The organism is Pantoea sp. C1E2 (genome assembly GCF_056491465.1).
Genome location: NZ_JBSZHT010000002.1, coordinates 681,809 through 695,326, shown reverse-complemented (window position 1 = coordinate 695,326; position 13,518 = coordinate 681,809). Strand labels below are relative to the sequence as shown.

The 13,518-nt window shown below is 55.8% G+C and carries 10 protein-coding genes; 5 read left to right on the top strand and 5 right to left on the bottom strand.

Going from position 1 to position 13,518, the window contains the following annotated elements; translation table 11 throughout:
- Positions 1-94 precede the first annotated feature (94 nt).
- The 4 genes from ACXI0A_RS03380 (at position 95) to ACXI0A_RS03365 (ending at position 6,202) form a co-directional block, all read left to right on the top strand.
- Positions 95-1,408, top strand: coding sequence for an amidohydrolase (locus tag ACXI0A_RS03380; RefSeq protein ID WP_476150372.1), 1,314 nt, complete (start codon positions 95-97; stop codon positions 1,406-1,408).
- Positions 1,405-2,850 (top strand): amidohydrolase, encoded by a 1,446-nt coding sequence (locus ACXI0A_RS03375; protein ID WP_476150373.1) that lies wholly within the window; start codon positions 1,405-1,407, stop codon positions 2,848-2,850. Before ACXI0A_RS03380 ends, ACXI0A_RS03375 begins: the two co-directional genes overlap by 4 nt.
- A 232-nt stretch (positions 2,851-3,082) precedes the next feature.
- Entirely contained in the window at positions 3,083-4,603 is a 1,521-nt protein-coding gene (abgT, locus tag ACXI0A_RS03370; protein WP_476150374.1) for a p-aminobenzoyl-glutamate transporter, read from the top strand.
- Positions 4,604-4,792: 189 nt separating this feature from the next.
- On the top strand, positions 4,793-6,202 hold the full coding sequence (locus ACXI0A_RS03365; RefSeq protein ID WP_224932211.1) for an MFS transporter: 1,410 nt from the start codon (positions 4,793-4,795) through the stop codon (positions 6,200-6,202).
- A gap of 37 nt (positions 6,203-6,239) precedes the next feature.
- On the opposite strand, the gene ACXI0A_RS03360 is transcribed toward ACXI0A_RS03365, so the two are convergent.
- The 5 genes from ACXI0A_RS03360 to ACXI0A_RS03340 all read right to left on the bottom strand — a co-directional run bounded on the left by ACXI0A_RS03360 (position 6,240) and on the right by ACXI0A_RS03340 (position 11,980).
- Positions 6,240-6,725 carry a PIN domain-containing protein gene (locus ACXI0A_RS03360; protein ID WP_476150376.1) on the bottom strand — a complete coding sequence of 162 codons (486 nt, stop codon included), beginning with the start codon at positions 6,723-6,725 and terminating at the stop codon, positions 6,240-6,242.
- Positions 6,706-7,773 carry a helix-turn-helix domain-containing protein gene (locus ACXI0A_RS03355; RefSeq protein ID WP_476150378.1) on the bottom strand — a complete coding sequence of 356 codons (1,068 nt, stop codon included), beginning with the start codon at positions 7,771-7,773 and terminating at the stop codon, positions 6,706-6,708. Before ACXI0A_RS03355 ends, ACXI0A_RS03360 begins: the two co-directional genes overlap by 20 nt.
- A gap of 354 nt (positions 7,774-8,127) precedes the next feature.
- Entirely contained in the window at positions 8,128-9,447 is a 1,320-nt protein-coding gene (locus tag ACXI0A_RS03350) for a c-type cytochrome (RefSeq protein ID WP_476150380.1), read from the bottom strand.
- Positions 9,448-9,458: 11 nt separating this feature from the next.
- On the bottom strand, positions 9,459-11,243 hold the full coding sequence (locus ACXI0A_RS03345; protein ID WP_224932203.1) for a GMC family oxidoreductase: 1,785 nt from the start codon (positions 11,241-11,243) through the stop codon (positions 9,459-9,461).
- A gap of 2 nt (positions 11,244-11,245) precedes the next feature.
- On the bottom strand, positions 11,246-11,980 hold the full coding sequence (locus ACXI0A_RS03340; RefSeq protein WP_084936066.1) for a gluconate 2-dehydrogenase subunit 3 family protein: 735 nt from the start codon (positions 11,978-11,980) through the stop codon (positions 11,246-11,248).
- Between the two features lie 295 nt (positions 11,981-12,275).
- On the opposite strand from ACXI0A_RS03340, the gene sbmA reads away from it, so the two are divergent.
- A complete protein-coding gene (gene sbmA, locus ACXI0A_RS03335; RefSeq protein ID WP_100704323.1) occupies positions 12,276-13,511 on the top strand; it encodes a peptide antibiotic transporter SbmA in 1,236 nt (411 codons plus the stop codon).
- Positions 13,512-13,518: the final 7 nt, after the last annotated feature.

Genomic DNA, 13,518 nt, shown 5'->3' with positions numbered 1-13,518 from the left:
TTTATCAGTGACAAGATATTCGCATCTTATGCGCACCAATACCATTGTGTAGATTCGGGATAATGCATAAAAAACCAACACAAAGGATATGCCGATGAAAACCCTCTCCGACCTCGTCAACGCGCGGATTCCACAGATGCAAAGCTGGCGTCGCGATCTGCACCATTTTGCCGAATCGGGCTGGCTGGAGTTCCGTACTGCAACCATAGTGGCAGAAGAGCTGCATCGTCTTGGTTATCAGCTCAAGCTGGGTCGTGATGTGATCGATGCCGATGCGCGCATGGGTTTGCCTTCTGATGACGTGCTGGCGCAGCAGGAAGCTCGTGCACTGGAGCAAGGCGCACTGCCACAGTGGATCTCGCATTTCTCCGGCGGCTTCTGCGGCGTGGTCGCCACGCTGGAGACTGGTCGTCCTGGCCCGGTGATGGGTTTCCGTGTCGATATGGATGCGCTGGACCAGAACGAAAGCCGTGATGCCGACCACATCCCCACTCGTGAAGGCTTTGCCTCCTGCAACCCCGGCATGATGCACGCCTGCGGACACGACGGCCATACCACTATCGGCCTGGCGCTGGCGGGCGTGTTAATGGAGATGAAAGATCAGCTTAGTGGCACGATTAAAATCATCTTCCAGCCTGCCGAAGAGGGTGTACGCGGTGCGAAAGCGATGGTGGCCGCAGGCGTGGTGGATGATGTGGATCTGTTTACCGCAATCCATCTTGGTACAGGCGTGCCCGCAGGCGAAATCGTTTGCGGAAGCGACAGCTTTCTGGCGACCACCAAACTGGATGTCAATTTTACCGGCGTCGGCGCGCATGCGGGCGGCAAACCGGAAGAGGGTCGTAATGCCCTGCTGGCCGCTGCCCAGGCGACACTGGCGCTGCACAACCTTCCGCAACACAGCGGCGGCGTCGCACGCGTCAACGTCGGCGTACTGCAGGCCGGCTCCGGACGCAATGTGGTGCCCGATTATGCCCTGATGAAAGTTGAGACCCGTGGCGTCAGCAATCAGGTCAACGACGATATCTATCAGCAAGCCCTGCGCGTGATTTCCGGCGCGGCGGCGATGTATGGCGTTGAGTACGACATCAAACTGATGGGCGGCGCGCGCAGCTGTACCCCAAGCCAGCCGTGGGTCGATTTTATCCACCAGCAGGCCGATGCGATGGGGATTTTTACCTCGGTGGTGGATACCAAAAAGCAGGCGGCAGGTTCGGAAGATGCGACTTACATGCTGGAGCGCGTGCAGCAGCGCGGCGGTCAGTCATCCTATGTGATCTTCGGCTGCGATTTGGCGGCTGGGCACCACAACGCGAAGTTCGACTTTGACGAAGCCATTATGGCAACGGCCGTGCAAACCCTGGCAACCCTGGCGCTGAACCAGGCACAGTTTGGAGGCCAACGATGAACCATCACGACTTTATCGATCGCTATATCAACGACAACCAGCCACGCTTTACCGCTCTCAGCGATGCCATCTGGGACGTACCAGAAACCCGCTTTGAGGAGACACAGTCTGCTGCCATTCTGGCCGATGCGCTGGAGCAGGAAGGCTTTACCGTTGAGCGCGGCGTCGGCAACATCGATACCGCCTTTATCGCCAGCATCGGCAGCGGTAAGCCGGTGATTGCCATCCTGGGTGAATTTGATGCACTGGCCGGTCTGAGCCAGCAGTCAGGCTGCACCACGCCGCAGCCACTGGTAGAAAACGGCAACGGGCACGGCTGCGGCCACAATCTGCTGGGCACCGCCGGACTGGCTGCCGCCTTCGCCATCAAAGCCTGGTGGGCGGAGAACGGCCAGCGTGGCACGCTGCGCTTTTACGGCTGTCCGGGCGAGGAAGGCGGTTCAGGTAAAACCTTTATGGTACGCGAAGGGCTGTTTGACGATGTCGATGCGGCTGTCACCTGGCATCCTGAAGGCTTCAGCGGCATGTTCAACCTCAGCACGCTGGCCAACATCCAGGCCGCATTTCACTTCAAAGGCGTTGCCGCGCACGCCGCCAACTCGCCGCATCTGGGCCGCAGTGCGCTGGATGCCGTGACGCTGATGAATACCGGTGCCAACTTCCTGCGCGAACACATCGTGCAGGAAGCGCGCGTGCACTACGCCGTGACCAACACCGGCGGCGTTTCCCCCAATGTGGTGCAAGCCGATGCCGAAGTGCTGTATCTGATCCGCGCGCCAGAACTCGATCAGGCACAGGATATTTATCAGCGGGTGATCAATATCGCCAAAGGCGCGGCCCTGATGACCGACACCACCATGACGGTGCGCTTCGATAAAGCCTGCTCTAATTACGTACCTAATCGCGCGCTGGAAGCAGTGATGGAGCGTAACTTGCATCAGTTTGGCTTGCCCGAGTACAGCGCGGAGGAACAACTGTTCGCGGCAGAGATCCGTGCCACGCTGACCAAAGACGATCTGCGCAATGCGCGCCTGAACGCGGCACGCACCGGCGGCGAGGCGGGAATGGCCTGGACAGAAGCGCTGGGCGACAAGATTTTGATGGATGAGGTTGCGCCCTATGCCGTGACGCGAGAGCTGCTGTATGGCTCAACCGACGTCGGCGATGTGAGTTGGGTGACGCCAACCGCGCAGTGCTTTGCGCCCTGCTTTGCCTTCGGTACGCCGTTGCACACCTGGCAACTGGTGGCGCAGGGCCGCACCTCGCTGGGCCACAAAGGTATGTGCCTGGCCGCCAAAGTGATGGCCGCCACCGCGTTGACCTTATTGCAGGACGACGAGGCGCTGGCGCGCTGCCGCGAGGAGTTCCAGCGCGTGCGCAGCGAGCAGCCTTACAGCTGCCCGATTCCGGCGGATGTGACGCCATCAAAATTGTCATCCTGAAATAAACGCGGTGCTCCGGTTCAGTGCGCATAAATGCGCACTCTACGGGGCTTGAGCGCAGTTATGGGTTGTACCGCAATTGTAGGTTTGCCGCAGTTATGGGGCAACGCAATTGTAGGTTTACCGTAGTTGTAGGGGGCGCATTTATGCGCCCAGAAATATCCAAAACACTATAAAAATTACAGCCCCAACGCGGGCATGCAAATACAACAGACATGACGAGGAATGACCGATGGAAGTGACCACGGAGAACCGCAGCCCAGGGAAGCTGTTTAGCTGGATTGAGCGGGTCGGCAACAAAGTACCCAACCCGTTCTTACTGTTTGTCTATTTGATCGTGGTATTGATGGTCGCCACCGCCATTATCAGCTACTTCGATCTGGCGGTGAAAAATCCCGCCAATGGCGAAATGGTGCGGGTCAACAACCTGCTGAGCGTGGCGGGGATTCAATGGATTCTGCCTAACATCATCAAAAACTTCAGCGGCTTCACGCCACTGGGTTCGATTCTGGCGCTGGTGATTGGTGCGGGCCTGGCGGAAAAAGTCGGCCTGCTGCAATCGCTGATGGTAAAGATGGCCTCACGCGTCAGCCGTCGCTACGCCAGTTATATGGTGCTGTTTATCGCCTTCTTCAGCCACATCTCGTCCGATGCCGCACTGGTGGTGATGCCGCCGCTCGGCGCACTGATCTTCCTCGCCGTCGGTCGCCATCCGGTAGCGGGATTACTGGCCGCCATCGCAGGTGTCGCTTCAGGCTTTACCGCCAACCTGCTGATCGTCACCACCGACGTGCTGCTTTCGGGCATCAGTACCGAAGCGGCGAAAGCCGTGAGCGATACCGTGCACGTTAGCGTGATCGATAACTGGTTCTTTATGGCCAGCTCGGTGATTGTGCTGACCATTGTCGGGGCCATCCTCACCGATAAGTTTGTCGAGCCGCGTCTTCCGGTGTGGAACGGCGGCAATCACGATCGCCTGCCGCCGCTGACCGCCCTGGAAAATCGCGGCCTGCGTGCTGCGGGCATTGCCGCGCTGGTGTTTATCGCGCTGATGGCGCTGCTGGTGGTGCCGGAACATGCCCCACTCCGTAACCCGAAAACCGGCGGCATCATTCCTTCGCCGTTTATTCAGGGCATTGTGCCGATCATCATCCTGTTCTTCTTTGTGGTGGCGATTGCTTACGGCGCCGTCACCAAACAGATTCGCCGCCCAGATGACATCCCACAGCTGCTGGTCGATCCGATGAAGAGCATGGCGGGCTTTATTGTGATGGTGTTCCCGCTGTCGCAGTTTGTCGCCTTCTTTAACTGGAGCAACATGGGCAAATTCATGGCGATCGGCTTGACCGATATGCTGGAAAGTGCCGGCATCAGCGGCGCGCCTGCGTTCCTCGGTTTGATGTTCTTGTCGGCATTCTTGTGCATGTTTATTGCCAGCGGCTCGGCCATCTGGTCGATTCTGGCGCCGGTGTTCGTGCCGATGTTTATGCTGCTCGGCTTCCACCCGGCCTTTGCACAGATGATTTTCCGCATCGCGGATTCCGCCGTGCTGCCGCTCGCACCGATGTCGCCGTTCCTGCCGCTGTTCCTTGGATTCCTGCAGCGATACCAAAAAGATGCGCAACTTGGCACCTACTATGTGCTGATCTTCCCTTATCCGGTGGTGTTCTTTATCAGCTGGATCATACTGCTGCTGGCATGGTACGCACTGGGTTTACCGATTGGACCAGGCGTTTACCCCAGCCTGCACTAACCCCTTCGCCATGGACGGCGATCACACTTCTGTGAACTGCAACGTAGATTGCGAAAATGTCACCGTTGCCCCTCTCGGCAACCCGCGATGAATTGATTATCCTGCTATTCCTTCGCTTGCTAACGGTTAATTATATTTAAAACCAATTACAACCGTGCGAGTTCTGCAAACACCGAGGTTTATCCAATAATGACAACAATCACTTCGACAGGGATGGCGAACGATCACATCGCAGCGGATCGCCGCACCTTAGCCGGACGCATCGACGCACTGCCCTCTTCCGCAGGCCTGTGGCGTTTTATCACGCTGCTGGCATTGGGCGGTTTTTTTGAGCTCTACGATCTGTTTGAAACCGGTTATATCAGCTCTGGCCTGATGGCTGCCGGGGTGTTTCATACCGGCTCAGAAGGCGTGTTGGGATTTTCTGACCAGGCCGCCTTCGCCTCAGCCACTTTTCTCGGCCTGTTTTTCGGTGCCAGCCTGCTCGCACCTTACGCTGACCGCTTTGGTCGTCGTTTGACCTTTATGTGTGCGCTGATGTGGTACGGCGTGTTCTCACTGTTGATGGCCTTCCAGCAGAGCGCTGAGATGATCATCCTGTTCCGCTTCCTGGTGGGAATTGGCCTCGGCGTTGAACTGGTAACCATCGATACCTATCTGTCTGAGTGGGTGCCTGCTCATCTGCGCAGCCGCGCCTTTGCCTACTCATTCTTTATCCAGTTTCTGTCGGTACCGGCGGTAGCGCTGATGTCATGGTGGCTGGTGCCGCAAACTATTCTCAGCCTTGAGGGCTGGCGCTGGGTGGTGATTGCCGGTGCGGTCTGCTCACTGGTGATCTGGCTGATTCGTAAAAACCTGCCGGAATCGGCGCGCTGGCTTGCGCAGCAGGGCCGTCATCAGGAAGCACACAAGGTTCTGAGCGAGATGGAAAAACGCTGCGGTATTGCGCCGGGCGAAGATTTCTCCAACAGCGATGCCGCAGCAGCGCTGCCAAAAAAAGGCCGCTTCAGCGAGATTTGGTCCCCGGCTTACCGCAAGCGCACGCTAATGCTGGTAGTGATGAACTTCTTCCAGGCGATTGGTTTCTTCGGCTTTGGCAACTGGCTGCCTGCGCTGTTATCCGGCAAAGGTGCGACCGTAACTCACAGCCTGCTGTATGCGTTCTTTATTACCCTGGCCTATCCGCTGGGCTCACTGATTTGCAGCCGCTATGCCGATAAGATCGAGAACAAATGGCAGATCGTTCTCTCTTCCCTGATGACCGTGGTATTCGGCACGCTGTTCGCGTTAGTGACCAATCCGGTGATGATGGTCATCTGTGGCTTCCTGATCACCTACAGCAACGCATGGCTGACCTTCAGTTATCACGCTTATCAGACAGAGATTTTCCCAACGCATATTCGCGCTCGCGCAGTCGGCTTCTGCTACTCCTTCAGCCGCCTGTCGACGGTATTCAGCAGTATTTTGATCGGTATTATTTTGCAGTACGCCGGCAGCGAAGGGGTGATCGCCTTTATCGTACTGAGCATGTTGATGGTGATGCTGTCAGTGGGGATTTACGGTCCGAAGACGCGCGGGTTGGATTTGGAGAATATCTGAGTAATCGATCGACCGTGGGCGGAAATATAGCCGCCCACTATTTCGCGAATTTGTCTAACTGCGCGAAGGCAATATCCCATGGTAAGCGCCTGCCACTGTCTCGCATTTGGCAATAAGCCCGGCGCGCGCCATCCACTGTAATGATCTGATGCTCAATCATTGCTTCCACAACCCAAAGCGTTCCACGAACATCTATACCCTCTTCTCTGGCAACTCGATTAAGCGCTCTGTCACCGGTTAATAGCTGACAGATTTCCTGTTTAGCCAGGGCTAACGCAAAACAATCATTGCGGCTGGGCCCACGCACACGCTCAATGAGTTTTGTGGCGTACATCATTGTGTTTGAACTTAATTCTCCAATGACCAATCCTTTATCAAGCAAATCGGCATGGTGGGTTTCAAGTTCATCAAAATAGAGTAAATCTGGCACGGTAAATTGGTAGGGCAATTCGAAGAGCGCATCTAACAAATCGCCCTCTTCCACATCAATTAAAATGTTGGCATCACTGATGAGAATGATCATCCGACCACCCCAACTGTCGCTCGCGGTGGAAGGTGACTAACGAGACGCCCATCAGCTCAGCCGCTTTACCTTCACTGATAATCCCTTCTCCTAGCGCTCGAAAGATTAACTGTGGAAAAAGCGTAGTGCTCTCGCGAGCGACCTGTTCACCAGGTTCCTGCTTTCGCCATTTGCGCGCAGAGAACATCATGATCAGATCTTTGCGCTTGCCCTCAGTTATCACGCTCAGATCGGCAGCGCGGTAAACACAGGCCAACATGCTCAGCCCATAGTCCATTTTTTGCAGGTAAAGCTCTTGCACCTCAAGACGAGCACGCCGGCGACCAAAGTGCTGAAACATGGCACTCGCAGGAAAAAGCAAAGCTCCCGCAAAGCGATGACAGGCTTTCTCCTCATTAATATGAGATGCAAGGCGGCCCTGTAAAATCAAATGCCCCAGTTCATGCGCCAGGGTAAACCGCTGGCGATCGCCGGGCCATTTAGCAGAAATAACGATAACGGGTATGGCGTCAATCATCGCCTGACAACCATCAAACTTGTCTGAGTGATCGACATCCGTGACGATCACCAGAATCCCATGGCTTTCCAGCACATCAATCAAGTGGTTAATGGGCTGTTGGCCAAGTCCCCACTGCAGCCGAACGTGATCGGTAATCGTTTCAATCTGCTCATAGTTCTCAACCTGCCCAGCAGGCAGCTGAGGTTGAGCATAAATTGGAACAGGAAAGTTAGGCCACAAATTGGCAAGTTCTAGCCACCGTTCAGCCTGATCAATCACATCAGCATGGATCTGCGCCAGCATTTTGGCTGATAGCGTCTGGCGTTTACGATACTCAATATTTTTCAGTGCAACCGTCGTCGGGCGGAAGAAGTATTCGTTTCGCACACCTAGCGCACGCGACATTTTCACCAGTACGGCAGATCCCGGCATACTTTCGTTATGCTCGTATTTCTTGATCATGTTGGCACTGACGCCCGCTTTCTCAGCCAACTGCTTCATGGATAAGCCCGCAGCGGAGCGCGCGCGCAATAAACGTTCTCCAAACACACTGACCTCCGTTGGTTTATAAAATAATTAATTTTTATAATTTCATAAACCGGAATTATGTGCGCTTAACAATGGCCTTGCAATGAGAGGGATGAAAAATGAGACAAGGCTTGTAGGGATTTAATGTTGAGGAGGTGTAGAACACAATTAATGCAATGGTTCGTATGAATCCTTCATTGGGCCAGTGAGGTCGGTGAAACGATGCGCATGAATGCGCACCCTACAGGGATGGGGTGCGGTTTTGCAGGTTTAGATTTGGAAAATATTTAATGACCGCACAATAAATTGCGCCGCGACCAGATCAGTGCGATCTGGTGCGGCGCGATTTATCGTGCTTTACAACGCAGTGTTGGCTTACTGCCCTTCCAGCACCTTAATATCCGCGCTGCCCTGCTTCGACTCGACCGCTTCATCCTTACGCAGCTTCGCCACATCTTTCGCCGTCACCGTCGACTTCACGCCATTACCCCAGCTGCCACGGATGAAGTTCACCACATCCGCCACCTGGTTGTCGTTCATGCGCCAGCCGAACGCCGGCATGGTGATGGCAGTGGGTGCGCCCTGCACGCCAGGCAAGGTGCCGCCCACCAGCACGATGTGGATCAGTGAGGTTGGATCGTCCGCCATGACAACAGGATTACCGCGCAGTGCAGGATAGAAACGTTGATAACCGCTGCCGTCGGTTTTATGACAGGCCGCACAGCTATCGACATACACCGAGGCACCTGGCTGGCTGTCATCGCCTTTCCACAACGCTTTCGCGACCGCATCATCCTGCGTGAACACCGTCTGGCTGGCGTCCTTCGCACCCAGCGACTTCAGATATTTAGCAATCGCGCTGATATCTTCGTCGTTGAGATACTGCAGGCTGTGCTGCACTACATCGGTCATACCACCAAATACGGCAGTGTGATCGTTGCGGCCAAAGCGCAGGAACTGCTTCAGATCGTCTTCGCTCCAGCGGCCTAATCCATCACGGTTATCGCCACGCAGATTGCTGGCCGTCCAGCCATCAATCGGTGCGCTGCTACCCGAGAGGTAATCATTGCCTTCGCCGTTGGTCAGCGCTTTTTCCTGCATGGTGATGCTACGCGGTGTATGGCAGGCACCGCAGTGACCCAGACCTTCCACCAGATAACGACCACGCGCCAGCGCCGGATCTTCCTGCGCGGCTGGCTGGAACGCTTTCACGTCTGGCGCAAAGATGCCACGCCAGATGGAGAGCGGCCAGCGCATCGACAGCGGCCACGGAATGTCGCTGTCTTTGTTAGCCTGCGACACCGGCTGCACGCCATGCATAAAGTAGGCATACAACGCCTGCATGTCGTCATCGCTGACCACCGCGTAAGACGGATAAGGCATCGCTGGATAGAGCGTGTCGCCATTTTTCGCCACGCCGTGACGCACCGCTTTCTGGAAATCGTCGTAGCTGTAGTCACCAATACCGGTGGCTTTGTCCGGCGTGATGTTGGTGGAGTAAATGGTGCCAATTGGCGTCGCCATCGGTAAGCCACCGGCAAACGGCTTGCCGCCCGCGGTGCTGTGGCACGCCACGCAGTCACCCGCGCGTGCCAGATACTCACCGCGCTTCACCAGTGCGTCCGAACCTGCTTCGTCCGCCACTGCGGCGAACGTCATCGTGCCCAGAAACAGGGCTAAAATGCTTTTGATCATCGCCGTGTTCCTTATGCCTGAACCAATGGGCCGGGGCTCTTCAGATACTGTTCACGAATGGCTTTCGCTGACCAATAGGTCAACGCCGCCACCATACCGGTTGGGTTATAGCCGAGGCCCTGTGGGAATGCCGATGCACCTGGCACAAACACATTGGACACATCCCAGCTCTGCAGATAACGGTTCACCGCACTGGTTTTCGGATCTTCACCCATGATCGCGCCGCCGCTCATGTGCGTGGTTTGATACACGGTGGTATCGAAGTGCGTACCTGCGGCTTTAGCGCCGCCGATGATCATTTTCGGGTTCATCGCTTCGGTGATCTTGCGCATCTTGCCGACCATAAACTGCGCCATCTTGATGTCGTTGTCCTGCCAGTCAAAGGTCATACGCAGCAGCGGCTGGCCATAAACATCTTTGTAGTTCGGATCGAGATCAAGATAGTTGGCGCGATACGACTGGTGCGCGCCGTGTGCATCCATCGAAATATGATGGTTATAGGTGTCCGCCACGGCCGATTTCCACTGGCTACCCCAGTTTGGCGTGCCTTTTGGCGTTGGCAGACCCGAGATCGGCTTGGTGCCCGCCTGGTTCACCCAGAACGGGGAACCGCCGACGAAGCCATACGGCCCATGGTCGAAGTTATCGGCATTGAAATCATCCACTGCCACGCCCGCACCGCCCGCACCAATAAACGGGTTGGTGGTGGTGTTCTTGTCGAACAGCGCTTTCAGGGTGGAGATGTTCTGATAGGCGAAGTTACGACCCACCACACCTTCATTGCTGATCGGGTTATACGGCTTGCCGATGCCCGACAGCAGCATCAGATGCACGTTGTGGAACTGGAACGCCGCAAGGATCACCAGATCCGCCGGCTGCACCACTTCACGTCCCTGACCATCCTGATAGGTCACGCCGGTGGCGCGTTTCTTGTCGTCGGTGAGATTGACGCGCAGCACGTAGGAGTTATTACGCAGTTCGAACTTCGGCTCCTGACGCAGTGCCGGCAGGATGTTCACGTTCGGCGAAGCTTTGGAGTACATGTAGCAGGCATAACCGCTGCAGTAACCGCAGAAGTTACACGGCCCCATCTGCGCGCCGTAGGTGTTGGTGTACGGTCCAGAGGTGTTGGCGGACGGCATATCATACGGATGATAACCCACTGATTCAGCGGCTTGCGCGAACAGCTGTGCTGAATAAGTGCGCTTCTGTGCAGGCAATGGGAAGGCGCTGGAACGATCCGGTGCGTACGGGTTGCCGCCCTGCTCTTTGCCCTGCAGCTTACCTTTGATCGACCAGGCGCTGCCGGAAGTGCCAAACACTTTCTCGGCCTGATCGAAGAACGGTTCCAGCTCGTCATAGCTGACGCCGAAATCCTGAATCGTCATGCCTTCCGGGATGAAGTTTTTGCCGTAGCGCTGCTCATAGTGGCTGCGCAGGTTCAGCTCCACCGGATCGACACGGAAATGCACGCCTGACCAGTGCAGGCCTGCACCGCCGGTGCCGGTGCCGGGCAGAAACGCGGCCAGCTGGCGATACGGCACGGCGGTTTGCGAGGCATCATGACGGATGGTCACGGTGCTTTTAGACAAATCCTGGAACAGCTTTTTACGGATGTTATAGGTCAGTTCATCAATCGACTGGGGATAGGATCCATCAGGATAGGTATCACGATGCGGGCCGCGCTCCAGCGCCACCACATTCAGACCGGCCTCGGTCAGCTCTTTCGCCATGATCGCCCCGGCCCAGCCGAAACCGACGATCACCGCGTCTACTTTTTTCAATTCATTTGCCACGGTTACGCCCTCTCCCCGCGAATATCCACTGACGGGAACGGATAACGTTCACCGCGCTCTACCCAATCCATAAAGTCGGCACGTGCGCCTGGGAAGCCAATCAGCTTCCAGCCCACCATGCCCTGGTTACCACCGTGGATCGGATCGCTGAAGTAACCCTCGCGGGTGTTCTGCAGCAGGAAGGAGAAGAAGGTTTTGGCCGCCAGCTGTGGGAACTGCGCCTGGCCGCTTTCAAAAGCGGTCAGCAACGCATCCTGCTGTTCGCCGGTCAACTCGGCAAACACTTTGCCGTGCTGTTTTTTGCTCCAGCCATCGGCATCGGCGAGGCCCAAACGATAGATCTGCTGCGGCACCAGCGGAGACTGATAACCCAGCTCTTTGGGCAGGTCCGGGTTGAACGGCCCTTGCATGTACCAGTTGCTGCCCGTGGCGTACGGCGTGTTCATCTGACGATCGATAAACTCCGGCACACCGGCTTCCAGGGCGCCAGGACCACGTTCATCATTGGGGATCAGGCGCGCCACGGCGGCGGTAATAAAGGCGAACTCTTCCGCCGTGAACCAGGTGGGCTGGTAATCACGTGCCTGATGAGGTGCTACGGGTTGCTCTGCTGCTCCAGCGGCCATTGGCACCACCAGTGCGCCCATCGCCGAACCGCCAACGGCCATGGCTGGCGCCAGGGTGATGGTTCTCAGCAGAAAATCCCTGCGACTGTGACCATTTTTTTGTTCTGACATGACATTGCCTCATTACCACACTAATGCGGTATGAAAGTTAACTCGTTGCGTTGTATTGTTTTTTTAGTTGTGACTTAAGGGATACAGCGTCACTGTTACCGGTAACAGTGCGCATAGTGTAACACCACAACTGTTATTAATTTAGTTTCCAGAAACAAATGCGCACAAAATACTTAACAACTCACAGCGTCGCTTTACATCGCAGCGGCGATGCTGTCATCGTCAGATACAACCCACAACAGACAAAACACTGTCTGACGCGGTATAAAAGAGTACACACAACAGCGGAGTGCCTATGTTTAAGTCCTATTTTCCGCGGCCAGCGCTGTTTTTCAGCTCGGCCGCGATTTGGAGTTTGATTGCGATTTTTGCCTGGTTCGGCTTTGCCAATGAACTGCCTGCACTGTGGCCTTCGCTGCATGCGGCGATGCAACAGCCGCTGCCCACCAATGCCAGCCGTTTCATCCATCCAAGCCAACTCTGGTTCTATGCCTATTACTGGATCGTTGCGGCGATTTTTGCCCTTGCCTGGAAGGTGATTGATAACCATCCGTGGCAGCGCTGGTCAGTGTGGGGCGCAGCCTTAATCATCTTCGTCACCTGGTTTGGTGTGCAGGTCGGCGTGGCGGTCAACGCCTGGTATGGCCCCTTCTATGATTTGATTCAAAAAGCCTTAACCAAAGCCGGATCGGTGCAGATTGCTGAATTTTACCAGCAAGTTCTCGCCTTTTTAGGCATCGCACTGATTGCGGTGGTGATTGGCGTGATGAACTCATTCTTCATCAGCCACTGGGTGTTCCGCTGGCGTACCGCGATGAATAACTACTACATGCACAACTGGCAGCGTCTGCGCCACGTGGAAGGCGCCGCGCAGCGTGTTCAGGAAGACACCATGCGTTTTGCCAGCACGCTGGAAGATTGGGGCGTAAGCTTTATTCAGGCAATCATGACGCTGGTAGCGTTCCTGCCGGTGCTGATCACCCTGTCACATCACGTGAAAGACATCCCATTGCTGGGCAATATTCCGTATGCGTTGGTGATTGCGGCGGTGCTGTGGTCGGTGTTTGGTACCGGGCTGCTGGCGATCGTCGGGATCAAATTGCCGGGGCTGGAGTTCCGCAATCAGCGTGTTGAAGCGGCCTATCGTAAAGAGCTGGTGTATGGCGAAGACAATGCCGATCGCGCGTCACCGCCGACGGTGAATGAGCTGTTCAGCCGCGTGCGCTTTAACTATTTCCGTCTCTATTTCCACTATCTCTATTTCAACATCACCCGCATTCTCTATCTGCAAGTCGATAACGTATTCGGGCTGTTCCTGCTGTTCCCGTCGATTGTCGCTGGGACGATTACGCTGGGTTTACTGAACCAGATTACCAACGTGTTTGATCAGGTGCGCTCGTCGTTCCAGTATCTGATCTCGTCGTGGTCAACGCTGGTCGAGCTGATGTCGATCTACAAACGTCTGCGCAGTTTCGAGCAGATTCTGTCGGATATCCCGCATCAAGAGATGATGCGCGAGTCGGCGGACTAAGGTTGTT

Excerpts from the sequence above, each read along its gene's own strand:
- ACXI0A_RS03340 (WP_084936066.1), bottom strand. The coding sequence starts at position 11,980 with ATGTCAGAACAAAAAAATGGTCACAGTCGCAGGGATTTTCTGCTGAGA.
- abgT (WP_476150374.1), top strand. The coding sequence starts at position 3,083 with ATGGAAGTGACCACGGAGAACCGCAGCCCAGGGAAGCTGTTTAGCTGG.
- sbmA (WP_100704323.1), top strand. The coding sequence starts at position 12,276 with ATGTTTAAGTCCTATTTTCCGCGGCCAGCGCTGTTTTTCAGCTCGGCC.
- ACXI0A_RS03365 (WP_224932211.1), top strand. The coding sequence starts at position 4,793 with ATGACAACAATCACTTCGACAGGGATGGCGAACGATCACATCGCAGCG.
- ACXI0A_RS03350 (WP_476150380.1), bottom strand. The coding sequence starts at position 9,447 with ATGATCAAAAGCATTTTAGCCCTGTTTCTGGGCACGATGACGTTCGCC.
- ACXI0A_RS03380 (WP_476150372.1), top strand. The coding sequence starts at position 95 with ATGAAAACCCTCTCCGACCTCGTCAACGCGCGGATTCCACAGATGCAA.
- ACXI0A_RS03375 (WP_476150373.1), top strand. The coding sequence starts at position 1,405 with ATGAACCATCACGACTTTATCGATCGCTATATCAACGACAACCAGCCA.
- ACXI0A_RS03360 (WP_476150376.1), bottom strand. The coding sequence starts at position 6,725 with ATGATCATTCTCATCAGTGATGCCAACATTTTAATTGATGTGGAAGAG.